This window comes from Acinetobacter sp. 243_ASPC (genome assembly GCF_001054715.1).
GTDB classification, from domain to species: Bacteria; Pseudomonadota; Gammaproteobacteria; order Pseudomonadales; family Moraxellaceae; genus Acinetobacter; species Acinetobacter soli.
The window spans coordinates 61827-87391 of record NZ_JVOR01000010.1 but is presented as its reverse complement, the minus strand read 5'-3'; the positions used below and the strand labels follow the sequence as shown (position 1 = coordinate 87391).

Annotated in this window: 19 protein-coding genes; 6 read left to right on the top strand and 13 right to left on the bottom strand. The window is 44.1% G+C overall.

The genetic code is table 11. The annotated features are described in order from the left end of the window. The first annotated feature begins 35 nt into the window (after positions 1-35). Positions 36-1088 (top strand): 4-hydroxyphenylpyruvate dioxygenase, encoded by a 1053-nt coding sequence (hppD, locus tag ADA42_RS01515; protein ID WP_048763223.1) that lies wholly within the window; start codon positions 36-38, stop codon positions 1086-1088. Between the two features lie 72 nt (positions 1089-1160). Here the strand turns inward: hppD and ADA42_RS01510 are convergent, their stop codons facing one another. Further along, positions 1161-1940, bottom strand: a complete 780-nt coding sequence (locus ADA42_RS01510) for an IclR family transcriptional regulator (RefSeq protein ID WP_004941685.1) — start codon at positions 1938-1940, stop codon at positions 1161-1163. 291 nt (positions 1941-2231) lie between these two features. On the opposite strand from ADA42_RS01510, the gene ADA42_RS01505 reads away from it, so the two are divergent. The 3 genes from ADA42_RS01505 to ADA42_RS01495 all read left to right on the top strand — a co-directional run bounded on the left by ADA42_RS01505 (position 2232) and on the right by ADA42_RS01495 (position 5427). Beyond that, a complete protein-coding gene (locus ADA42_RS01505; protein ID WP_048763220.1) occupies positions 2232-3629 on the top strand; it encodes an amino acid permease in 1398 nt (465 codons plus the stop codon). A 189-nt stretch (positions 3630-3818) separates the two neighbouring features. Next, positions 3819-5033, top strand: a complete 1215-nt coding sequence (locus ADA42_RS01500) for an aromatic amino acid transaminase (protein WP_048763218.1) — start codon at positions 3819-3821, stop codon at positions 5031-5033. A gap of 133 nt (positions 5034-5166) precedes the next feature. After that, positions 5167-5427 (top strand): SemiSWEET family transporter, encoded by a 261-nt coding sequence (locus tag ADA42_RS01495; RefSeq protein WP_004941693.1) that lies wholly within the window; start codon positions 5167-5169, stop codon positions 5425-5427. Between the two features lie 77 nt (positions 5428-5504). Here the strand turns inward: ADA42_RS01495 and ADA42_RS01490 are convergent, their stop codons facing one another. The 5 genes from ADA42_RS01490 to lldP form a co-directional block, all read right to left on the bottom strand. Beyond that, entirely contained in the window at positions 5505-6962 is a 1458-nt protein-coding gene (locus ADA42_RS01490; RefSeq protein ID WP_048763216.1) for a capsule assembly Wzi family protein, read from the bottom strand. 122 nt (positions 6963-7084) lie between these two features. Further along, positions 7085-8788 (bottom strand): D-lactate dehydrogenase, encoded by a 1704-nt coding sequence (gene dld, locus ADA42_RS01485; protein WP_048763214.1) that lies wholly within the window; start codon positions 8786-8788, stop codon positions 7085-7087. A gap of 13 nt (positions 8789-8801) precedes the next feature. Beyond that, entirely contained in the window at positions 8802-9956 is a 1155-nt protein-coding gene (gene lldD, locus ADA42_RS01480) for an FMN-dependent L-lactate dehydrogenase LldD (RefSeq protein WP_048763212.1), read from the bottom strand. Next, complete coding sequence (gene lldR, locus ADA42_RS01475; protein ID WP_004941703.1) at positions 9953-10705, bottom strand: transcriptional regulator LldR; 753 nt, start codon at positions 10703-10705, stop codon at positions 9953-9955. The genes lldD and lldR overlap by 4 nt, the downstream gene beginning before the upstream one ends. Positions 10706-10727: 22 nt before the next feature. Continuing rightward, complete coding sequence (lldP, locus tag ADA42_RS01470; RefSeq protein ID WP_171076855.1) at positions 10728-12389, bottom strand: L-lactate permease; 1662 nt, start codon at positions 12387-12389, stop codon at positions 10728-10730. 403 nt (positions 12390-12792) lie between these two features. Between lldP and ADA42_RS01465 the strand changes: the two genes are divergently transcribed. Further along, positions 12793-13692, top strand: coding sequence for a LysR family transcriptional regulator (locus ADA42_RS01465; RefSeq protein WP_004941710.1), 900 nt, complete (start codon positions 12793-12795; stop codon positions 13690-13692). A 143-nt stretch (positions 13693-13835) separates the two neighbouring features. Beyond that, positions 13836-15209 carry a phosphomannomutase/phosphoglucomutase gene (locus tag ADA42_RS01460; protein ID WP_048763210.1) on the top strand — a complete coding sequence of 458 codons (1374 nt, stop codon included), beginning with the start codon at positions 13836-13838 and terminating at the stop codon, positions 15207-15209. Between the two features lie 55 nt (positions 15210-15264). Here ADA42_RS01460 and ADA42_RS01455 read toward each other — a convergent pair whose 3' ends face one another. From ADA42_RS01455 to ADA42_RS01425, 7 genes are all read right to left on the bottom strand, one after another. After that, a complete protein-coding gene (locus tag ADA42_RS01455; RefSeq protein WP_048763208.1) occupies positions 15265-16914 on the bottom strand; it encodes a PglL family O-oligosaccharyltransferase in 1650 nt (549 codons plus the stop codon). Positions 16915-17012: 98 nt separating this feature from the next. Next, positions 17013-18026, bottom strand: a complete 1014-nt coding sequence (gene galE, locus ADA42_RS01450) for a UDP-glucose 4-epimerase GalE (RefSeq protein WP_048763206.1) — start codon at positions 18024-18026, stop codon at positions 17013-17015. Beyond that, the gene (gene pgi / locus ADA42_RS01445) at positions 18019-19692 is read right to left on the bottom strand and encodes a glucose-6-phosphate isomerase (RefSeq protein ID WP_048763204.1); all 1674 of its coding nucleotides are present in this window, start codon (positions 19690-19692) and stop codon (positions 18019-18021) included. The genes galE and pgi overlap by 8 nt, the downstream gene beginning before the upstream one ends. Next, complete coding sequence (locus ADA42_RS01440; protein WP_004941725.1) at positions 19689-20960, bottom strand: nucleotide sugar dehydrogenase; 1272 nt, start codon at positions 20958-20960, stop codon at positions 19689-19691. The genes pgi and ADA42_RS01440 overlap by 4 nt, the downstream gene beginning before the upstream one ends. Positions 20961-20987: 27 nt before the next feature. After that, positions 20988-21863: a UTP--glucose-1-phosphate uridylyltransferase GalU gene (gene galU / locus ADA42_RS01435; RefSeq protein WP_048763202.1), complete on the bottom strand. Its 876-nt coding sequence runs from the start codon at positions 21861-21863 to the stop codon at positions 20988-20990. Between the two features lie 96 nt (positions 21864-21959). Continuing rightward, a complete protein-coding gene (locus ADA42_RS01430) occupies positions 21960-23267 on the bottom strand; it encodes an undecaprenyl-phosphate glucose phosphotransferase (protein ID WP_241485674.1) in 1308 nt (435 codons plus the stop codon). A gap of 416 nt (positions 23268-23683) precedes the next feature. Then, positions 23684-25558 carry a polysaccharide biosynthesis protein gene (locus ADA42_RS01425; RefSeq protein ID WP_048763228.1) on the bottom strand — a complete coding sequence of 625 codons (1875 nt, stop codon included), beginning with the start codon at positions 25556-25558 and terminating at the stop codon, positions 23684-23686. Between the last annotated feature and the right edge of the window lie 7 nt (positions 25559-25565).

The following is a 25565-nucleotide window of genomic DNA, read 5'->3' as shown; positions in this document are numbered from 1 at the left end:
GATTCGGTAAAAATCGATAATGAGGACGGAATAAGATGGATATTTTAGACAACCCTTTGGAGCTATGCGGGTTTGCATTTATAGAGTTTGTTTCCAAAGAAAACGAACTTGATCTGATTTTTAAAACCATGGGGTTTACCCAAGTTGCGCGTCATAAATCAAAGAAAGCATTCCTTTGGCGTCAGGGCAATATCAATATTATTTTGAATTATCAACCTGAATCTTACGCATCTTATTTCTTTAATGAACATGGTCCATCGGCCTGCGCAATGGGCTTTCGTACCCGTGATGCCGCCAAAGCATTTAACAAAGCACTCGAACTGGGTGCCGAGCCCATGTACAGCAAAATCGGCCCGATGGAATTAAATATTCCAGCCATTAAAGGCATTGGTGGTATGCCAATCTTTTTGGTCGATCGTGACATTTATGAAAATGATTTTGAATTTATCGATGGTATCGAGGAAAATCCTGTCGGCACGGGTTTAAAAGAAATCGATCATCTGACGCACAATGTCTATAAAGGCCGCATGGACTACTGGGCTTCTTTTTATGAAAAGATTTTCAACTTCCAAGAAATCCGTTATTTCGATATCAAAGGCGAATATACAGGCCTGACCTCTAAAGCCCTGACCGCGCCAGACGGTAAAATCCGCATTCCACTTAATGAAGATTCAGACAAAGGTAACGGCCAGATTGCAGAATTCTTAGCCGATTTTAACGGCGAAGGGATTCAGCATATTGCCTTTATTACAGATGATTTGCTGGCCACGTGGGATAAACTCAAGGCACTCGGGCTGAACTTTATGACTCCACCGCCTGCCACCTACTACGAAATGCTGCCAGAGCGCTTGCCCGCCCATGGCGAACCGACTGAAGAGCTACAAAAACGCGGTATTCTACTCGATGGCAGCACGCAAAATGGCGAGAAAAAACTACTGCTTCAGATTTTTTCTGAAAATATGATTGGACCGGTTTTCTTTGAATTTATTCAGCGTAAAGCAGATGACGGTTTTGGCGAGGGTAATTTTAAGGCGTTGTTTGAATCGATTGAGCGTGATCAGATTCGTCGTGGTGTACTTCAAGTATAAGCATTTAACACCCGAAATCACCTGATACTCCACTGCACTTTGAATGAAGCGCAGTGGATTTATTTTTTGTGTTTAGCGGTTTTGCAAAAAACGATTGATCGCCGCCACTGCGCTTTTCAGCTCAGCCAACTTTTCGCTTTGTGCATCTAGCGGCAAGAACATTTCAGTGTCGATGGCCACAATACAAAACTCCAATACACCCTGTGCATTAAAGACAGGCAGCCCCACAGCATTAATCCCCACCAGCAAATCGCCTTGTGCCAGTGCCATGTGTTGCTCAAGAATCGAGGTTTTGAGGGCTAAAAATTCATCCCAATTTTGTGGTTTAAGCGGATAGCTCGACTGTGCCGCGGCTTGCCATTCTAGTTCCATAAGTGGACGCACCACATGTTCGGGCATAAATGAGGCAAAGACTCGGCCCGATGCCGAATTGACCAATGGCATAATCGAGCCGACTTTGGTCACAATGGCAATGGGGTGATTCGACTCCATGGCTTGTACTACGAGCGGTCCACGCGGTGACCATTTACTAATTTGAATGCTACAGCCAATTTTGGCCTGCACATCATAAATCATCGACTGAACAAGTTGCAGCGCGTCGGTATGTTGAATACAATTCAGCCCCAATCGCCAAGCCTGATCGCCCAGCGCATACTGGCCATCATCAAGCTGTTTGGCATAATCCATCCGAATCAGGCTCACCAGATAACGGTGAACTTTTGCGGGATGCATGTCTAATTTGTGCGATAAGTCTTTTAAAATAATGGGATGCTGATGGTCGACCAATGCATTCAACACACTCAAACCCACTTCAAGCGATTGAACCCCACCCGATAATCTTTCTTCAACCATTGATGCACTCTTTTAAGATGAAATTCTCAAGCATATGCAGTGTTCCGATATTTTTACAAGACTGCATAAACGTGCTGACATCATGCCTGACATTGGTCAAAACTGAAATGCTCTTTTTTCATTTATGCCACGACTTTGCCCCGATTCAAGCAGATTTCACGGCACAGGATGCCGCTATAGCACCTTTGAAAATCGGTTGATTATCGACAGATTTTGATTTTTTTTGGTTTAAATTTATGATATACGTAATTTGTTTTAAAAAAATTACACAACATGGATGAGAATAAGCATATGTCACAGCAAGAGCAAGGTCGCCTCAAACCCGGTTTATCCAATCGCCATATTCAATTAATTGCGCTGGGCGGTGCGATTGGTACGGGACTATTCCTCGGTATTTCACAATCGATCAAACTGGCAGGGCCTTCGGTTATTTTGGGTTATGCCATCGCGGGTCTGATTGCCTTTTTTATGATGCGTCAGCTTGGTGAAATGGTGGTGCATGAGCCGGTCAGTGGCTCGTTTAGTTATTTTGCCAATAAATACTGGGGACGCTTTGCCGGGTTTATTTCGGGTTGGAATTATTGGGTGTTGAACGTGCTGGTCTGTATGGCCGAGCTGAGTGCGGTTGGCCTGTATGTACAGTACTGGTGGCCCGACATTCCAACATGGGTTTCAGCACTGGGCTTTTTCATCCTGATTAACGTGATTAACCTGCTCCACGTGAAACTTTTTGGTGAAATGGAATTTTGGTTTTCAATCATCAAAATTGCCGCGATTTTGGCCATGATTGCCTTTGGTTCTTACTTGCTGGCCACTGGAAGCGCAGGACCTCAGGCACAGATCAGCAATCTCTGGGCACTGGGTGGCTTCTTTCCACATGGCGTAACCGGCCTACTGATGGCCATGGCCGCGATTGTATTTGCCTTCGGTGGAATCGAACTGTTTGGTATTACCGCAGCCGAGGCACGTGACCCGAAAAAAACACTCCCTAAAGCCGTCAATCAGATTATTTACCGGATTCTCATTTTTTATATTGCGACGTTGTGCGTGTTACTGGCACTGTTCCCATGGAATCAAATGGCACAAGGTGGCAGTCCATTTGTAATGGTATTTGCCTCACTTAACAGCCAAGGTGTCGCGACAGCCCTCAACTTTATTATCTTGACTGCGGCCGTATCGGTTTATAACGGTACCAGCTACTGTAGTAGCCGCATGTTGCTGGGTTTGGCCGAACAAGGCAATGCCCCTCAATTTTTGAAAAAAATTAATTCTCGCGGCATTCCAGTTTATGCAGTCCTACTCTCTGCCTTTGTCACTGCACTCTGTGTATTGCTCAATTATCTGTTCCCAGAAAAAGCCTTTGCATTTTTGATGATGCTGGTCGTGGCGGCTATTGTGATTAACTGGGTGGTGATTTCCTTTACCCATTTAAAATTTCGTCAGCAGCTTAAACGTACCCATGTGACATCGCATTTTCCAAGTTTGTTCTACCCTGTGACCAATTATTTATGTATGGCTTTTATGCTTGGCATTTTGGTGATCATGAGCCTCACGCCCGACATGCGTCTTGCCGTCTGGCTGATTCCAGCATGGCTCATTTGCTTAAGTCTGGCGTATTGGATTCAGCAACGAAAAGATGCCATGCACAGTGCCGCATTGACATTTGAGTCTGAAAATTCATTTAAATAAACTCAATAGTGTATTTAGAAAAAGTCGAAAGGTTTTGTAAAAATAATTTTTAAGGCGGTCGTATTTCAGCATGGTGCTACTTGGCGCTTACTGATACATTAGTTCAGTTTAAGCGGAGATCCTGCTTAAGACTGTCACACTCCAATAACACACAGTTTGAGCTTAACTGTGGAATGAAAGGACTTTTTAATGTTTCAACATATCCCACCGTATGCAGGCGATCCAATTTTATCGCTTATGGAACAATTCAATGCCGACACGCGTGAAGGTAAAGTAAATTTAAGTATCGGGCTGTATTACAACGAAGATAGCATTGTGCCGCAACTTGATACCATCATGGAAGCACAAAAGCGTATCGAACCAAAGCAAAATAAAACCAAACTGTATTTGCCTATGGAAGGGTTCAAGCCTTACCGTGATGCAATTCAAGCCCTACTTTTTGGAAATAACAGCCCGGCGGTACAAAGTGGACGTGCCGTGACCATTCAAACGCTCGGTGGTTCAGGCGCATTGAAAGTGGGTGCAGATTTTCTTAAAAACTATTTCCCGAATTCTGAAGTATGGGTCAGCCAGCCAACTTGGGACAACCACGTGGCAATCTTTAATGGTGCCGGCCTTAAAACGCATTACTATCCATATTTTGATGCTGAAACACGTGGTGTTGACTTCGATGGTATGCTCTCTACCCTCAAACAGCTTCCGGCGCAAAGTATTGTGCTTTTACACCCATGCTGCCATAACCCAACCGGTGCAGATCTGACGCCAGCACAGTGGGACCAAGTGATTGAGGTTTTAAAAGCAGGCAATCTAATTCCTTTCCTAGACATTGCCTATCAAGGTTTTGGCGAAGGTATGGAGCAAGATGCGTATGCCATTCGTGCGCTTGATCAATCGGGAATGAATTTTATTGTCAGCAATTCATTCTCTAAAATCTTCTCGTTGTATGGCGAGCGTGTTGGTGGTTTGACATTTGTATGTGACGATGCAGAAAGTGCGCAATGTACGTTTGGTCAGTTAAAAGCCACTGTACGCCGTATCTACTCAAACCCACCAACGACGGGTGCATGGTTGGTCGATCAGGTGCTAAATGATGCAGCGTTGAACCAACAATGGCAAAACGAAGTAAAAGATATGCGCGAGCGTATTCTTAAAATGCGTCAAATCTTGCGTGATGAGCTTACAAAAGCATTTCCTGAGCGTGACTTTAACTACCTGCTTGAGCAAAAAGGCATGTTTAGCTATACCGGTTTAACCGGTGAACAGGTCGATCAATTACGTGAAGACTATGCGATTTACCTCGTGCGTAGTGGTCGTATCTGTGTTGCAGGCCTCAACATGAGCAACGTATACATCGTGGCCAAAGCAATGGCAGAAGTTCTGGCCAAAGAAACTGCACAAGCTTAATCTGAATCGTCGCTGTGTTGCTTATGCAGCACAGCGGACGTCTATTTATACCGTCGTTGTTACAGCATTGAATTGTTTTTCATATAAAAATACTTATATAGTAAATTCATAACTTATTACCGTATGGACAATAATGCTTCAAGATCAACAAAAATTTATCCAGATTTTAGGTTGGGTGGCAACCTTTACGGCCATTTGTATGTACGTTTCGTATATTCCACAAATCATGAATAATCTGGCTGGACACAAAGGAAATCCGATTCAACCTTTTGTTGCAGCAATCAACTGTTTATTGTGGGTCATTTATGGACTCAAACGCAAAGACTATCCGCTTGCGGCGGCCAATGCACCTGGTATTTTGTTTGGTGCCGCAGCATGTTTCACTGCACTTTAATTTCACTATTATTTTGTATAAATGTTTGAGTAAAAAAACACCCCTCCATGTGGAGAAGTGCTTTAGACGTTTTAATTTTAGAAACGGAACTGTTTTAGATCGAGCGGAATTTCGACCCCAATCGATGCACCCGCATCGTTGCCGTGTACATCTGAATCACTTACCCAGCCATTAATCTTCAGTGGCAAATCTGGCTTAATGTAATGCGTCCACGTTAAATCGAGTGCTTTGACTTCGTCTTTTTCAGGGAAAGCACGGTTAATTGCGAGATTAGATTGATTAACTTTTGCCAGTAAGACGCGCCCGCTAATTCGGTTCATGACATCTACACGAATATCGCCGCCCACCGAGTACATCTGACCATCACCACCGATGGCATGACCTAGCGGATAACCATGCTGGTAATAGCCGTCTGTATATTGGTGATGGTTATAGCTATAACCCCATACATCACCATTGGTACGGGTATCTGCCCACTCCGCATACAACTGATAAGGCATATTACGTACGCTAGACGAATACTCTGCACCTGCCAGATATAGTTTTCTCGATGGCAAGAAACCAGATTCATCTTCACCCACATACTGACCATAAAGGCTGGCAGGAATATTGAGCAAAGGTTGCAAGTTTAGGCGCCCGTCAAAACCCGCCAACTGGTTAGAGGCATTACTGTCATTGACACATCCCCTATCGTTACATTCATTGTCCTTACCAATTAATGCATTCCAGTAAGCTTTAAAACTACTAGGTTGACCTTGACCACCAATTTGAATTGCTCTTGAAGCGCCCAATTCTAAATAAGGTAACGGCTGCGCTGTCAGTCTCATACCGATAAGCTTGGCATCAGGTACAGCGGTGTATTTGTCGAGCTGACCACCAAATACTTGGTACTGCCACGGCCCAATCCATGACAGCCATTTGGTTTCAAATGCTTTTTGTTCGGCACGTTGCACTGTCACGCCATAAACTGGGCGGCTGGCATCGCCTCGAATCAAGCTGCCGTCATGTCCTGGTCCCCACCATGTTGGAATCTGACCTGCAATCACCCACTGGTTCCAGAGTTTGCCGGCCAAATACGAGCCTTCGACATTGACCTTACGGCCGTTATCGATTTGCTGATCTTTTTCGCCATTTACGCGTAATTTACCATCCCAGTTTTCACCACCGGCATTTACTTCCAACGATGCAACATATTGTGCTTTTTGCTGATCACCAAAGGCTTGAGGTAAATTCTTCTGATCGGTTTCGGCAAATAATCCGAGTTTAACCGGTGTCTGATCGGCTTTTAGCGCATTGACGACCGAATTGAGTACGCGCTGTTGGTTATTGTTTTGTACTTTGGCATTTGCAAGGGCACGCTGGATTTCATCACCACTTAAAGGCCATGTCGATGTGCTGATTTGAATCACACCTTGCTGATTCAACCAGTTTAAATCCGTACGCAAATCTTCATTGTTCAGCACAATGCCTTGGGCAAAGCTGAGCGCTCCCCATCCCATTAACGCAGAAAATAAAATAGTTTTTCTAAACAACATGACCTGATCTTTCTCTAGTTTATTATATCTCGTTCACCTTAATTTTTTTCTTTTGCTTTTGCAACCTTAAAAAAATGGAAATGTAAGGGTGCAGTGTGTGATAGCTGCATAAGACAACCTGTTTAGATTTTTTTTGATTTCCCCCAATACTTTAGCTTGGAGGTATGACCAATACCGACATTAAAACTGTTGGTCGGATCTAGATGCTGATAAAACTGTGCCAGCGCTGGCTTGGCGATATATAAATGACCTACGTTGTGCTCTGCAGGATACTCTGCCCGGCGCGCATCGAGTAAGGTCCACATTTCGTGCTCCATCGCTAAGGGATCTACGCCTTTTTTGACAATATAGTCCTGATGAAAAACATGACAGAAAAAATGACCGTAATAAAGTTTATGTAAGATTTTGGCTTCAAGATGGGCCGGCAACTGCTCCACCCAATCCCGATCATTGCGTCTTAAGGCAATATCTAAGGCAACAATATCCTCGACTTCATTTAAATGTGTATCACGGTAGCGAATTGCTGCCCCTGCAATCGCAAAACGGTGCAAAAATGCTTTACGGCCTTCGTCTTCATCACATAAGAAAAAAGCACCAGACGGATGTACAGCAAAATAATCGTGTAAAAATGTCTTTACAGCAGAAATCGATTGCTGCTCGATTCTTAAAATGAGGTGATGTTCATAACGATCTCGAAACTGGTTCATGCGTTCAGGTAAATGATTGGGCAAACAATAAGTCACCGCCTGCAACAACTGATCAGTCCAACCTTTTAGCTTAAAACGCTCCAAAATCCCGTCTATTTTATCTTTTAAAGCAAAGGCCTTGGGTACATTGGCCGTTCCGAATTTTTCAATAAATAAGAAAGTATCCTTGCCGTATTTTGCACCAATATCATAGGCATCACGATGAATATATTCACCTGCAATGGGAAGACTCGGTAGTGTGGTCAGCAACGCACGTCTGAGCGCGGTCAGATCATCGGCATCGTTGGTTCCGATATAAAACACCTGACTCTCGACTTTGGCGAAGGTATCTAGCCGTACCGCAAAGACGCAGATTTTTCCGGCAGAACCAGACGCTTCAAACAATCGCGATGGATCGGCATTAAAACGCGCCGGACTATCGGCATCGACTTGCGTTACATCATGGCTATAATGCGGATCGGAGGCATGCCCCACATCGTCTTGAATATCTGAAACGCGATATTGCTGCGTTTCAAGCCGTGTCAAAATCTCTTCAGGTGTGTCGCCGAGTGCAATCCCAAGATGATTCACTAACTGAAGCTCGCCATGAGCATCGACTTGTGCATATAACGCCAGCTCGGTATAGGCCGGTCCGCGACGAACCAAAGCGCCTCCCGAATTGTTACATACACCGCCTAGCACCGAGGCTCCAATACACGATGAACCAATAACCGAGTGCGGCTCACGCTGAAAAGGTTTAAGGGTCTGTTCGAGTCGCTCTAGTGTCGCACCCGGCAGACAGACCACCTGCTCACCATCACGAATGACCTGAATCCCTTGCAAACGTCGGGTACTTAAAAGTACCACAGGCCGGTCGTAATCTTCACCATATGGTGTAGAACCTCCCGTCAGGCCAGTATTGGCGGCCTGCATGATCACAATACAATCTGCATCGAGCACCGCCTGCAAAACACGCCATTGTTCGAGTAAACTTCCCGGACACACCACGCCCAACACTTTGCCTTCACCAAATCGTCGTCCCTGTCGATACTGACGGGTCTGCTGATCACCAGTCAAAACATAAGACTTGCCCACAATCTGTTGTAAGTGCTGAATCAGTGATGTTGTGCTGTGTGGCATGTGGAATATCCTTTTAGAAGCTCAATGCTTTGTTCATTTCAACCAAGCAAGATGAATCAATGTCGGCAATGCGCTTGACACCGGTCAGGGTCATGGCCACTCGCATTTCTTTTTCAAGTAAATCGAGTAAATTAGACACACCCTGCCCCCCTTGCGCCGCCAGTGCATAAACAAATGCACGCCCAATCATGACGCTATCTGCGCCAAGGGCCAGCATGCGCACAATATCCAAACCATTGCGAATACCTGAATCGGCCAAAATGGTTAAATCGCCTTTGACTGCATCGGCAATCGCAGGTAGGGCGCGTGCCGAAGACAGTACGCCATCGAGCTGGCGTCCACCATGATTAGACACCACGATCCCATCGGCACCAAATCGAACCGCATCTTTGGCATCTTCCGGGTCTAAAATGCCCTTAATAACCATCGGGCCATCCCAAAAATCACGAATCCATTCCAAATCTTTCCATGAAATAGACGGATCAAAATTGTTGCCCAACCAGCCAATATAATCTTCAAGCCCGGTCGGTTTTCCTAAATATTTTGAAATATTGCCTAAATCATGCGGACGACCCAGCAATCCCACATCCCACGCCCAATGCGGATGCATAACCGACTGTAAATAACGGCGCATGGCTGCATTCGGGCCACTCATACCTGAATGGGCATCTCGGTAACGTGCACCTGGCACTGGCATATCGACGGTAAAGACCAAGGTCGAGCAGCCTGCCGCTTTGGCGCGTTCCAAAGCATTTTTCATAAAGCCACGATCACGCAGCACATAAAGCTGAAACCACATCGGACGCTGAATGGCTGGCGTCACCTCTTCAATCGGACATACCGAAACCGTCGAAAGGGTAAAAGGAATGCCCTTTTTATCTGCCGCCACGGCTGCTTGTACCTCGCCACGACGGGCATACATGCCTGTTAGCCCGACCGGAGACAATGCCAGCGGCATCGAAAGCGTTTCGTTAAATAATTGGGTTTCGAGGCTCAATGCCGACATATCTTTTAATACACGTTGGCGCAATGCCACGTGAGCTAAATCTTCAACATTTCGTTTCAGCGTCGATTCACTATATGCGCCGCCATCGATGTAATGAAATAAAAACGGCGGCAAACGGCGCTGCGCCGCTTCGCGATAATCGTTTGAAGATGAAATAATCATGCTGAATCAATCCTGTTTAAACGAGTAGCACGTTTCTGGCGAGCGTCGTCTTCGTCCAGTGCACGTACCTGATGGATGACAAATTCGATATGACCACATACCGCATCACGCGCAGCTTGCGCATCTTGGCGGTCGATGGCATCCATAACCTGAAAGTGCTGATCACTGAGTAAATCGGCGCTTACAGGATGGTTATAAACTTTTTTTCGGCCCAAAAAGACGTTGTATTGCAGCAGGTCAAACAGGCTGCGCATCATTTGAATCAGCACCGCATTGTGCGATGCCTCTGCAATGGCCAGATGAAAATTGGCATCGGCCACCGCTGCCGCCGCAGAATCACCACGCGCCTGATGCTGTGCAATTTCATCAAAATACTGATGAATTTTGGCACGATCTTGTTCGGTGGCTCGCTGTGCGGCGTACCATGCCGTACCGCCTTCCAAAATAAGCCGTGACTCCTGCACATCGAATCGATACTGCGGATCTTCTTCAAGCAGTAGACTAATGGGCTCGACGATGTGCTGTTGTGGCCATGTTTCGGGCAAATGCACGATATAGGTACCATCTCCCCGACGGCTGGCCAGCACCCCCAAACTATTGAGCTGCTGGATGGCTTCGCGTAGTGAGGGTCGCGAAATTCCCAGACTGGTGGCCAGTACACGCTCGGCAGGCAAGCGGTCGCCTTGTTTCAGGTTACGTTGCTCAATGAGCGCCTGTAACTTTTGTACCACCTGGTCAGAGACTCGCATACTTTTTCCTTATATCGTGAGTTTAGGGAATCATCCACGGCACAATATACGCCTGTACCGTCACAATGATGCCCACAAAGATGGTAAATATGATGCTATGTTTTACCGTAAAACGGAACAAATCCGATTCTTTACCCACTAAACCCACCGCAGCACAGGCAATCGCAATTGACTGAGGTGAAATCATTTTACCTGTCACGCCGCCACTGGTGTTGGCTGCTACCAACAGCACCTCAGGAATACCGATCTGCTGGGCGGTGGTGGCTTGTAATGCCGAAAACAAGGCATTCGATGAGGTATCCGAACCCGTTAAAAACACCCCTAACCAACCTAAAAATGGCGAGAAAAAGGTAAACGCATGGCCCGTATGCGATAAAGCAAGCGCCAAGGTGGCAGACAGTCCAGAATAGTTGGCAATAAATGCAAAAGCCAAGACCATCCCGATTGAATAGATCGGTACTTTTAGCTCATTTAAAGTTTCGCCAAAAGTCACCACAGCCTGCTTTGCATTCATTTTTAAGAAAATGATGGTGATCACTGCGGCAATAAAAATGGCTGTTCCGGTGGCAGAAAACCAGTCGAACTTATAAATTGCATCGTAGGGAGTATGCTCTGGCACAATCGGTGGAACTTTTTCGACCCATCGATGTAAGCCGGGTACTTCAATCTTAAAAATCCAGTGTTCCAATGCACCGCCTTTGGCAAATAATGCTTTAAATGGTTTGATGCTCCAGAGGGTGACCATGAGCGTCAGGATCATAAATGGTGACCACGCCTTGGCAATCTGACCTACGCGGTAATGTTGTACAGATTGGGGGGCAGTCTGAGTGTCTTCGGTCTGTTCGAATCTAAAAATATGCTTGGGTTGCCAGAATTTAAATAACACCGTCAAACTGACTAAGGATGCAATCGCAGCCGTAATGTCCGGTAGTTCAGGCCCCAAAAAGTTTGAGGTCAGATACTGCGCAATCGCAAATGCTCCACCGCCCACCAAAACCGCAGGCCATGTTTCTTTCACGCCACGCCAGCCATCCATAATGGCCATAATCCAAAACAGTACAATGATCACCAGAAAAGGCAGCTGACGCCCCACCATCTGGCTGATTTCCATGGTATCGACCCCAGAAACCTGCCCTGCCACAATAATTGGAATTCCCATCGCGCCAAAAGCCACCGGTGCGGTATTCACAATCAAACACAGGCCTGCGGCATAGAGCGGTTTAAACCCTAAACCCATCAGTAATGCCGCGGTAATGGCAACAGGGGCACCAAAGCCTGCTGCACCTTCTAAAAAGGTACCAAAGGCAAATCCGACCAACAGCATCTGAAGGCGCTGATCTGCGGTAATTGATAAAATACTGGAACGAATAATGTCGAACTGTCCGGTTTTGACCGAAACTTTATATAAAAATACCGCTCCCAGAATAATCCACGAGATCGGCCATAATCCGTAAAAAAAGCCATAAATCACTGCACCAAAAGCCATTGCTGCTGGCATTTGGTAAAAAAACAATGCAATTAAAAGCGCCAGCACCACCGTAATGGTCCCCGCAACACTGCCTTTTAAACGTAATACGGCAAGTGCGATAAAAAAGAAAATAATCGGAATCAGCGCGACCAAGCTGGATAGCCAGATATTATTTAGAGGGTCATAGGCTTGTTGCCAAACATGCAGCATTTTCATCTCCTTGAAATGCCGAGAATCATTTTGTTTTCAGGAAAAATGCTCCTGCAAACCAGTCAATATATTTAAATTGGTCATACCAATTTAGCTTTAAGCAAAAATATGCTAGGGGATTTCTATTTTTTGCATACTAAACCAGCTAAAATAGAATCTCAATGCTTATTTTAAATTTAAATTGGTCATACCAATATAAAGTAAAGGACATCGCTTGTCTTCTTGGTCATCGCGAAACACTGATGTAGGCATGAGGCCAAGCATCCATCTACACGACAACTCCAGACGCAGATTGGTTGAAAATCCTAATCGATTGATTGGGTTCAATGTTATGATGAAGACATGAATACTTTGCAAAGAGCCGTCGGTTTTCCCTTCTTTTATTTTGAATGGTTAAGGACAACACAACATGTTTGATCTTGATAGCCGATTACTCAATATTTTTTATCATGTTTATAAATCAAAGAGTGTTTCGACGGCAGCCGATGCGATTGGTGTGAGTCAACCGACCATCAGCAATGGCTTGATCAAAATTCGCCAGCATTTCGGCGACCCGTTGTTTTTACGTGTGGGCAATGAAATGATTCCCACCGAATTGTCCAAGCAAATTTTTCCGCTGATTAGTGAAGTGATCAACAAAGTTGAAAGTATTAATAATTTCAGTGTGAATTTCGATCCTTCCAAGTCGGATTTGCTGTATACCTTGGCCATGACCGATGTGTCGCATCTGGTGTTGTTGCCACAAATTACTCAGTTTTTAAATAAAAATGCGCCGTTTATTCGGCTCAATGTCCGTCCGATTAGCTCAGAAACCAGCTATCAAATGGCAAATGGTGAAATCGATCTGGCCATTGGCTTTCTGCCTCAGCTCGAAGATGGTTTTTATCAACAGAAATTGTTTTCACAGCGTTATGTGGTGATTTCCCGTAAAAATCATCCACGCCTGCAAAGTGACCGCATCAGTATTGATGATTATATTCGTGAAATGCACATCGATATTGATGCTGGTGCTGGGCATTATCACATCGAAAATGAGCTGCAAAACAAAGGTTTAAGACGCAACGTACTCATTCGATTACCCAGTTATCTGGGTGTAGGGCTGGTGGTCCAGGAAACCGATGCGATTGCCACCGTACCGTATTATTTGAGTCAGGTCTTACTGGCACGCGGTAACCTGCAAATTTACGATGCACCGCTTGAGTTTCCCACCTATAGCATCAAGCAGCACTGGCATATGTGTTGTCATCACAAGACCAGCCATCAATGGTTTCGTCAATCGTGCTATGAAATTTTCAAAACCATTGCTTAAACATCAAACTGTGAATTCAAGCCGTTATATTTTGATGCAATTTACCGTATCAGGCTTTTACCGATCTGGTTTAAACGATCATATTCTTTTCATGTGGCTTGGGTATAATGGGCGCACATAATTTTTTTAATATCTAATTCAAGATGACAACACTCACCTGCTTTAAAGCCTACGATATTCGAGGCAAACTCGGTACAGAACTAAACGAAGAAATTGCTTACAAAATTGGCCGTGCCTATGGTCAGATTTATCAACCTAAAACTGTCGTGGTCGGATGCGATGTCCGTTTAAGTAGTGAAGACCTCAAACAAGCCACTATTCGCGGTTTAAACGATGCCGGTGTCAATGTACTTGATTTGGGGATGACCGGTACTGAAGAGGTCTACTTTGGCGCTTTTCATCTAGATGTTCAAGGTGGTATTGAAGTGACTGCAAGTCATAACCCGATGGACTACAACGGCATGAAGCTAGTGCGTGAAAATGCGCGCCCTATCAGTGCTGATACTGGTTTAAAAGAAATTCAGGCACTTGCTGAAAGCAATGAATTTCATGATGTTGCGGTCAAAGGCACCACACAAGCGTACAACATCTTGCCAGAATTTATTCAGCACTTACTGACTTATATTGATACCAACAAAATCCGCCCACTTAAATTGGTGGTCAATGCTGGTAACGGTGCTGCAGGCCACGTGATCGATGCACTTGAGCATGAATTTAAAAGCCTGAACGTGCCAGTTGAATTTATCAAGATTCATCATGAAGCTGATGGCAGCTTTCCAAATGGTATTCCGAACCCTTTACTGATTGAAAACCGTGACAGCACGCGCAATGCAGTGATTGAACATCAGGCAGACATGGGGATTGCATGGGATGGCGATTTTGACCGCTGTTTCTTATTCGATGAAAAAGGCCAGTTTATCGAAGGCTACTATATTGTTGGCTTGCTTGCACAAGCCTTCTTGTTGAAACAATCAGGGGAAAAAATTGTCCACGATCCACGTTTGGTCTGGAACACCCTTGATATTGTCGATGCTCATGACGGCGTCACGGTTCAATCTAAATCGGGGCATGCATTTATTAAACAAGTGATGCGTGAACACAATGCTGTTTATGGCGGTGAGATGAGCGCGCATCATTACTTCCGTGATTTTGCTTACTGCGACAGCGGTATGATTCCTTGGTTATTGGTATTAACCTTATTGTCTGAAACACAGCAATCGTTATCGACATTGGTTGAAAACATGATTGCCAAGTTTCCATGCAGTGGTGAAATCAACTTTAAAGTGGCCGATACCCAAGCCACCATTCAAAAACTATTTGATCACTACAATGATCAAAATCCCGAGATTGACCGTACCGACGGTGTGAGCCTAGACTTCGGAACATGGCGTATGAATGTCCGCGCCTCGAATACTGAGCCGCTATTGCGCCTGAATATCGAAAGTCGTGGTCATGATCAGGCAGCTCAACCGATTGAGCAGTATGTCGATGAAGTTACTGCACTGATTCAGGCCTAAGCCATATCCACAAAAAAGGCGATTCCAAGAATCGCCTTTTTTTATTTCTCAAACATTACTTTGCTTGCTTGAGCGCCGATGCATTGGCCTGCTCTAAATCATAGAGTGAGTAGTCTTTTTTATGCAAACGACTTAAATAGCCAATCTGCTCTCTGGCCTTATCGACCTGTCCATTTGCCAGCAATAATTGCGCGTACTTTTGCATATTGTAAGGTGTGGCTTTGTTGTAGACCATTTTTTCAATTTGATTCAGCTGTTGCAAACTCAACTGAGCCACTGGACTTAATTTTAACCAGTCTAAACGCTGATCAAACTCGGTGAGAACCAAGATCTTGGCACTGCCCCAAATCTCAACATTGGGCGGCTGCTTTTTGATAATTCTGACACTATTGAGTTTATATAGGCTGTAATCGCGCCAGATCAGTGCCAGCAGAATAAAACCTGCAAGCCAAACCACACGGGTGATTCCACGCGGTAACGCGTACCATTTCTGATCGGGTGTCTGCGCTTGAATTAAGCCCATCAAAAAACCAACAGGCAATAAAAAATAAGCGTATTGCAGTGGATACTCCAACAAAGCATGAATCAACACGGCTGCCACCATTAAACTGGCCACAATCGACTCGATACGCTTGCTATGATAATTCAGCCAAATCATCCACAGTGTGAAATACACTAAAATGAGACCACCGAGTACTACACCATTCCAGACCAGAATATCCAGTACCACATTGTGCGAGCTATTAAACCAAACATGAATTTTGTTGAATGGCATACTCGACAGTTCAGCCAGGCTGGTCTGATTCCATCCATACCCTGTCCATGGCTGCTGCTGAATGGCGTGCAGCATCTGTTCCCAGATGCCGATGCGTTCATGCCCAGCGCTGGCGCGCTGCATGATGCTTGAGGTCTTGACTACATCGGTCTGATTTAAACTCTGGATCCATCGGGTCAATCGCGGAAACGCCAGCCCCACAGCAAAAAATCCAACACCCCACAGCATGATCCAGCCACGGTTGATACGGGTTGGATAGCGCCAAGATTTATACGCCCAGTAACCCAGAAAAAATAGTCCGAATACCCAAGCAGTACGTGACTGGCTTAAGGTAATAGCAAAAATGATTAAAGCTGCGACTGGCCAGAGATAACGCAGTTTCATGGCCTGCGTTTCTGCCAAATACAAACATGCCAAAAGCCCCATAATCAGAAAAGTCGACATATTATTGGGCTGGGCAAAGTTTGCATAAGGCCGATGGCTATAAAGCGTCATCACACCTGGCACATGTGCTTCCAAGTTCAGCCATTGCACACACGCAATCAGACTGGTGGTCAATGCAACGGCATAGAGTACATAACAACATTGGCGTAAGGTCTGCTGCTGATCTGTATGGGTTAAGCTGAGGTTATACCCTAACAGCACTGCGTACCAAAAACCCAATAAATATGCGGTGGAGAGAAGTGCAGCACTTAGATCGATGACTAAGCCAAAACCCCATTGTAACAATGGAATAAACACAATCGGCAAGCCCAGCAACTGAATGCGTGGCAAGCGGAGCGGTTGTTTTAAAAAGACAGTGAGTAAGGTGAGTAAGGCAGCGAAACTGAGCATTTCACTGGCAAAAGTCAACCATGGATAGCTATGATCGGGCGAAAGCCAAGCGAGACTGATCAGAACGGCGGTCAGAAGAAACAGAACAAAGCGCATAATCGCCACTACAAATTCGGATTGAGGCTATTATACACACGCCATGAATGACCACCATCCTTAGGGGTCATTCAAAAAGCTGAATTAAAAACGAAGATTTAATAACCTTGAGGATTCTGTTTTTGCCAGTTCCAGCTGTCTTTAAGCATATCTTCAAGTGTGTATTTGGGTGCCCAGCCCAGTTCATTCATCGCACGCTGATTATCGGCGAACGATGTCGCCACATCACCTTCACGACGCGGTGCAAATTCAAATGCAATGGGCACGCCATTGACCTGTTCAAAGGTATTTTTCACCTCAAGCACTGAAGAGCCTTGCCCCGTTCCAATATTCCACGCGCGGCAACCTTGAGCATTCAAACGGTTATTGAGTGCACATAAATGCGCATTGGCCAGATCGACCACATGAATATAATCACGTACGCCCGTACCATCGGCCGTGTCATAATCCTGTCCAAAAATCGACAGTTTTTCACGTCGACCAACCGCCACTTGCGTGACATAAGGCATTAAATTGTTTGGAATCCCCTGCGGATCTTCACCAATACGGCCACTTGAGTGTGCCCCCACCGGATTAAAATACCGCAACAGGGCAATCGACCAACGAGCATCGGCCAATGCCAGCTTTTGTAGCATTTGCTCAACAATCAATTTGGTATAGCCATAATTATTCGATGGCATGCCTGTTGGCATATCTTCGTTTAACGGCGAGCTATTGGCTTCATCATATACCGTTGCAGACGAGCTAAAGACCAGTTTAAATACACCTGCACGCGCCATAGCATCGACCAGGTGAATACTTCCAGCAATATTATTGTCAAAATAAGTCAGCGGAATTTGCTGGCTTTCACCGACGGCTTTGAGTCCGGCAAAATGAATCACGGCGTCGATTTGAAACTGTTTAAACACCTGATCCAGCATTTGACTGTCTCGGATATCTCCTTCAACAAACTCCAGCGATTTTCCTGCGAGCGCTTCTACACGTACCAACGCCTCGCGTGAGCTGTTAGACAGATTATCCAATACCACAACATCGTGATGCGCCTGAAGCAGCTCCACACAGGTATGCGAGCCAATATAGCCCGCACCACCCGTTACCAAAATTTTAGCCATCTGTTTTTTCCAATAAAAACTCGATCAACCCTTGTGTTGATGCATCCAAATGTGTGACTTCCGCTGTTTGCCCATTTAAAATCGGCAACAGTTCATTGGCAATTTCTTTGCCTTTTTCGACGCCCCATTGATCAAATGGATTGATGTCCCAAATGACCGATTGTACAAATACTTTGTGTTCATACAACGCAATCAATTTACCCATGGTTCGAGGTGACAGCTCTTTTAACAGCATGGTGGTACTTGGCTGATTACCTTCATACTGTTTATAGGCAGGAAGCTGTTCGAGTTCTTCAGGATTGAGTACCTGATTACCAAATGCCAGTAAGCGCGATTGTGCCAGACAGTTCGATAACGCCAGTAAGTGCTGATCAATTAGCGTATCGGCAGTTTTGGCATAAGTAAAGTGGTTGGCATTATAACGTTTGATCGGCGCAATAAAGTCACAGCTCACCGAATGCGTGCCCTGATGCAGCAACTGATAAAAGGCATGTTGTGCATTCGGTCCAACTTCACCCCATACAATTGGACAAGTGGTATGTTCTACTTTATGGCCATTACGCTGAGTGGATTTACCGTTCGATTCCATTTCCAGCTGTTGCAGGTACGAAGTAAAGTATTTCAGGCGACCATCATAGGGTAAAACAGCATGGGTATTTAGCTTGAGATAATTGGTATTCCATACTCCAATTAATCCCATCAAAACCGGAAGATTTTGAGAAAATTCGGTGTTCTGAAAATGCTGATCAATATTGTGTGCACCGTCGAGGAACGCTTTAAAACCCTCAACGCCAATGGTCAGCGCAATCGGTAGACCAATACATGACCATAATGAATAACGCCCTCCAACCCAATCCCACAGTAAGAATTGTTTGTCTGGATGAATACCCCATTCGGTCATTTTTTCAGGTTTGGTCGATACGCCGATAAAGTGGCTATTGAGTACCGCTTTTTCACGCCCGAGTGCTTTTTCCAGCCATTTACGCGCCGTATGTGCATTGGAGAGTGTATCAATGGTTCCAAACGATTTGGATGAAACAATAAATAAGGTGGTTTCAGGACGTAGCTGGTGCAGCATATCGGAGAGCTGACTACCATCCATGGTGGAAACAAAACGAATATTGAGTGGTTTTGCAGTTTTGACTTTAAAGTCGGAGAGCGCATGACTGACCATTAAAGGGCCAAGATCTGAACCACCAACCCCAATATTCACAACATCCTGAATGACTTCACCTGTTGCACCGCGGTACTGTCCTGCATGGATTTTATTGACCAGATCATACATCCGGTCAAGCTGCTCACCCACTTGTGCAGCAAGCTCTGGGTAAGTTTTATCATTTTCAGGTAAACGTAATGCCCAATGCATGGCTTCACGCTGCTCGGTATAATTGATTTTATTTTTTGAAAATAAGGTATCAATCCATTGCTTGAGCTGCTTTTCTTCAGCAAGCTCGACCAATGCATCGAGAATCGACGCATTAATCCGTTGTTTACTAAAATCGAAGACCAGATCGTCACAGCCTACACAATACTTGGTAAAACGATCCTGTTCCATTTCAAACAATTCATTTAAATGAACTGCTTCGTGCTGATCCATCAGCTGGGCAAGTTTTTGTTGAGGTGTTAACACTGTTTTCCTCGGAAAGTGCTCGATATTCTTATTCATAATCGACCTATACCCTCATAGGCAAACCCTTGTTGTTTTGTGTAGACCGGATCGTAGACATTACGTCCGTCTAAAATAAACGGGTGAGCCATCAATTGTTGAAGTTTTTTATAATTTAAACTGAGATACTGTTTCCAGACCGTCAACACGCAAAGCGCATGTGCACCACGGGCTGCTTCATATTGATCTTCACACAAAATTAAATCGTCACGTTTTCCATATAGGCTTTGAATCACTTCAAGTGCCTGAGGATCATGCAATTTTACAGTTGCACCTTGCGCCCACAAAGCCAATAACATGCTATGAATAGGAGAATTATGAATATTAGAGGTATTCTCTTTAAACGCGGCACCCCAAATGGTAATCACTTTACCTTTTAGATCACAGTGATAATAATTCCAGAGTTTACGAAACAACACTTCTTTTTGTTGCTCATTGATCTCCCAAACCTGTTCCAGCAAGCGACTTCTCGCTCCACTGCCCGAAACCACGTTTGATAGCGTCAAAATGTCATGCGAAAAATTCTCGCCACCAAAACCAACACCAGCAGATAAATAGGCCGATCCAATCCGGGTATCTGCGCCCATACCTTCTTTTACGTTAGCAATATCAATGCCAAGCTTCTCAGCGACCATGGCTAGATCATTCATGTAACTGATACGAGTAGCTAACATGCCAGAAATACTCAGTTTGGTAAATTCGGCATCTAAAATCGGCATAAACAAATATTGGTGATTAAAGCGAAAAAAAGGTCGAAGCATTTCATGCATGATCGTTTTGCTGTAATCGGACTCTACCCCGACAATCACATGCTTGACGCTCAATACGCTATTGATCGCATTACCTTCCTGAATCATGTCGGGGAAATACACCCAATGATCTTTAGGAAGGTTTTGCTTGAGTTTTTCGGTACCATGTAAGCCAAAAGTTGAACCATTGACCATCAAACGCGGATGAATAATCGGGCGCGCATTAAGGCGCTGGGTCACCTCAAGGCCTTTTTCAAGTTCTGTTGGACTAAAGCAAAACAGGTAGGCCTCGATATCAAGCGGAATAGATGAAAATGAACAATCTTTTAAAAAACCGACTTGTCGTTGCTTGAGCAGCAGACGATTGACATCCTGCTCTTGGTAGGTCTGACAGACGAGTTGCTCTTCATGGCCAGTAAAATCATGATCGGTACACCAAAGGACTTCATTTCCGCGCTCTGCAAGTAATGCAGCCATAACGCCAGCATGAAGTGTGGTCCCAAAAATTGCTATTTTCATTCTCATCTACGCCGAAATTTCAAAATGTTAAATATCGAGCTCTTGTATCAGTTTTTTAAAGTCTTGCCCGAGCTGTGGGTGTTTTATACCATAATTGAGTACTGCTTTCAGATAACCTAATTTACTCCCGCAATCGAAAGTCTGACCTTGCATACGGTATGCTTCAACAGTTTCCACCTTTTGTAACAAGGCAATTGCATCGGTCAACTGAATTTCATTGCCTGCACCTTTAGGCGTTTGTTCTAACAATTGCATAATCTTTGCCGGTAAAACGTAACGACCCACTACAGACAAATTTGATGGTGCAACATCTGGTTTTGGTTTTTCAACAATTCCTTTCATCACTTCACTCTGACCCTCTTGAGGTGCCTGAGCCACATCAACAATGCCATATTGATCTACCAAATGATCAGGCACTGCTTCAACCATAATTTGTGCCGCATGAACTGCATCGAAGCGTGCGATCATTTGCGCCAAATCATTTTGATTATTTTTCGCTTCTACCAAAACATCTGGCAGTAGAACTGCAAAATCATCTTCACCCACAATACTTTTGGCACATAATACGGCATGTCCAAGACCTAAAGGTTGAGGCTGACGAACGCTGACAATACTTACACCTTCAGGAACAATATGACTAATTTCTGCCAACAAGTCATACTTTTTTTTCATCTCGAGCGTGGTTTCAAGCTCAAAGTTGCGATCGAAGTAATTTTCGATAGACGCTTTAGAGGAATGTGTCACTAAAATAATTTGCGTAATTCCAGCTTCAACTGCTTCACGGACTACATATTCAATGGCAGGGCGGTCTACCACAGTCACCATTTCTTTGGGAATTGACTTACTTGCAGGTAAAAATCGAGTGCCTAAGCCTGCGACTGGAAGAATTGCTTTTTTGATCATTATGTTCACTTGTTTAAGTTAAAAAACTTTGATTCAGATAAATCGATACTTTAGATTTTAATGAAAAGATACATCAAATAATGATGTATCTTTTTTCTAATATGCTGCTTTATGAATAAAACCATGAAAAATCGTGAGAAAAATAATTCTGATGTCTAACCAGATACTCCATGTTCGAATGTATTCAAGGTCACACTCAATACGACGTTCCATTTTATCTAATGTATCGGTTTCGCCGCGCCAGCCTCGAATCTGTGCCAATCCCGTAATCCCGGGTTTTACTTTATGGCGGAGCATATATCCTGGAATTAATTTACGATATTCCTCGTTATGCGCCACTGCATGAGGACGCGGTCCCACAATCGACATATTACCTAAAATGACATTAAAAAACTGCGGTAATTCATCGAGCGATGTTCTACGTAAGAATTTACCTACTTTAGTCACACGTGGATCATCTTTAACGGCTTGTTTGACCACAGCACCATTTTCCATCACTTTCATGGTTCGAAATTTATAGACTAAAATCGGTTTACCATTTAGGCCATAGCGAATTTGCTTGAAGAAGACAGGACCTGAAGAATTCAATTTGATGGCCACTGAAACAACCAGAAGAATAGGCGAAATCAGCATTAAAATTAGTGAGCCGATCACGATATCTTCAATACGTTTGAGAAAGTCATTGATTCCGTCAATACGTGAATCAAATAAGGGAATTACAGGCGTTCCGTTGATATCTTCTACGCGAGAGTATAGAAAATCGTAAGAGAACAGATCGGGAATAATCACCGCAGAACAGGTCGAATCGGCCAACATTTCCAGCAAAGACTCAACCTGCTTCATGTTATGTTGATCAATCACGATATAGACTTTACGAATATCTCCAGTCTGAATTTTTTCAATTGCGTCTTGGATACCACCATGAAAATTGGTTTTATCAAAATCGATGTTAAAAGAAAATAGACCAATTGCATGATAGCCCATCCATTTCGACTGGCTTAAGTCTATAAAGAGTTTGCTGGCTTTAACTGAATCACCAATCACCAAAATATCTTTAGATTGATTAACAAGTTTATAATATATTGAATTTAAAAGACGAATTGAAGCACGTAAAAGTCCCATAAATACAATCAGAAGGAGCATAACTTCTAGAAAAATGACAGCTTTAACTTGGACAAATAGTGCACTAATGAGAAAAAATAAAATCACACTTAACGAGATATTTTTGACACATGAGATAAGTTCACTTGAAAAGCTCATCCCTCGCCAAGAGCGATAAAAATCGGTCACGCCACCCAACAATTGAAAGATACTGACGATACTTAAGAATGCCAGTAATGTGTAATTTGTGATCGGAAGTCCATTAATTTTAAAGACAACATACAATCCAAGGTAAATGGACACGACATCGGAGAATCTTTGTAAAATTGAAACATAAGATGCATTTAATCTTGAAGCCATCTTGGACCTTTTAAGTAAGCTTATATTTTATTTCAAAAAAAAGCTGTATGCCGTAATCAAAAAAACAACTTACAGGAAAGTATGATCTTACTTTCTATTTATTAAAGACTTATCTACAAAAAAAATTTCTATACTTTTATAGATTCAGCTCGGCATAGGCTACATTTTCTAATACTTATATTCAATAGCGAAAATGGATTTATGCATCTTTAGATCTTAACAAATAACACTCGTTCAAGCGTTATTTGCACTATCCCGGCACACTTTTAGTCACATAAATAGAGAGTTAATTATGGTTTGAGAACTTAATTCTTTAATTTGACTAAATGATTACAATAAGCTGCAACATATAGAATGATCTAGCTCACCACAACTTTATCGCTGCGTTTGTAACCATCCACATAGCATTCCAGCTGATCCAAAATGCCATCCAAATCATTTCGATGCGTATAACTATGCTGAATCAGTTCCATTAGGCCCTTAATTTCATTTAATGCAAACTGCTTTTCAAATGACTTTACAATTCGCTCATGAGCAGTGGGCTGTACATTACTTCGCTCAATCAACAACTCTTCATAAAGCTTTTCGCCCGGGCGTAAACCGGTATAGTGAATTTCGATATCACCTTCATCATCTGCATGCTCTTTGAGCTTAAGGCCACTTAAGGCAATCATTTGTGCAGCCAAATCTCGGATTTTGACTGAATCACCCATTTCAAGCAAAAATACATCTCCCCCCTCACCCATGGCACCCGCCTGAATCACCAGAAGTGCCGCTTCGGGAATGGTCATAAAGTAGCGGGTTACCTCAGGATGCGTCACGGTAATCGGGCCACCCGCTGCAATTTGCTTTTTAAAAAGTGGCACTACCGAACCCGAAGAGCCCAATACATTACCAAAACGCACAATACTGATGCGGGTTTTTGGCTGTGTGGCCGCAACCGCCTGACAATACAACTCAGCAAGACGCTTGGATGCGCCCATCACATTGGTCGGGCGAACCGCCTTATCGGTCGAGATCAGTACAAAGGTTTCTACCTGTGCAGCAACGGCTGCATTTAAACTTTTAGCAGTCCCGACACTGTTGTTGCGTAGACCTTCTATCGGATTGGCCTCAACCAAGGGCACATGCTTATAAGCCGCAGCATGATAGACCGTCTGTACCTGATACTGCTGCATAATTCGGGTCAGTTTTTTTTCGTTAAACACCGAGCCCAAAATTGGCAGCACATTGCTGGCAATCTGCTGTAATTCCTGATGAATGCTATACAGTGAAAATTCGGACTGCTCAAATAAAATCAATAATGCTGGTTGACGCTGTAAAATCTGCCGGCACAGTTCTGAGCCAATTGAGCCCCCTGCTCCTGTCACCAGCACGACTTTAGCGCGAATATTTTTATCGAGCAGTTCGACGTTGGGAGGAACAGGCTCTCGCCCCAGCAAGCTCTCGATATCCACTTCGCGAATATCCGAAATCCGCAGTTGCCCATCGATAATCTGCTCAACACTCGGAATTTCTCGCACCGGTAATGCCAGCGACTCCAGCTTTTGAATAATTTTCATTTTTTGCTGACGTCCAATCGAAGGAATCGCCAGCAAAATCTCGTGCAAATGAAAGCGTTGTTTGAGTTGTAGCAACTCATCTGGCGCATACACTTTCAACCCTTGAACCATCTGGCCTTGTAAGCCCGGTTGGTCATCTAAAAAGAGTACCGGAATATGGTTTGAAGAGCGCTCTAGCACCAGCGCCATTTGTTGGCCCGCATTGCCCGCACCATAAATGGCAACACGGGTCTTTTCAATATGACTGTATAAGGTATTGTTAATAACAATACGGATACAGGCCCGACTACACCAGACCCATGCAAACAATAACGACCCAAAAATGATGGGAATACTCATCGGTACAAAGGCGAGTCGTAATTTGGCGACCACATACAGCGCGATCATGTTCAATAAGACTGCCAAGGCCAGACGTAAAATAAAGTTTTCGTTAAAACTGCGAATCACGGCGCGATAAACACCCGTCAGCCACAAACAACCTAACCCAAGCACAATGACCAGAAGCGGCCACCAGCTCATACCTGCCATGATTGGGGTTTTATAATTAAATAAACGAATGGCAAACGCAAACCACATCAGAAGTGGCAATACACAAGCATCGATCAGCAGCAACAGCGTTTTTTTCTGCAGACGACCGAGTCCAGATAAGTAGTTGAGGTAAATCTTGACCATGCCTGTT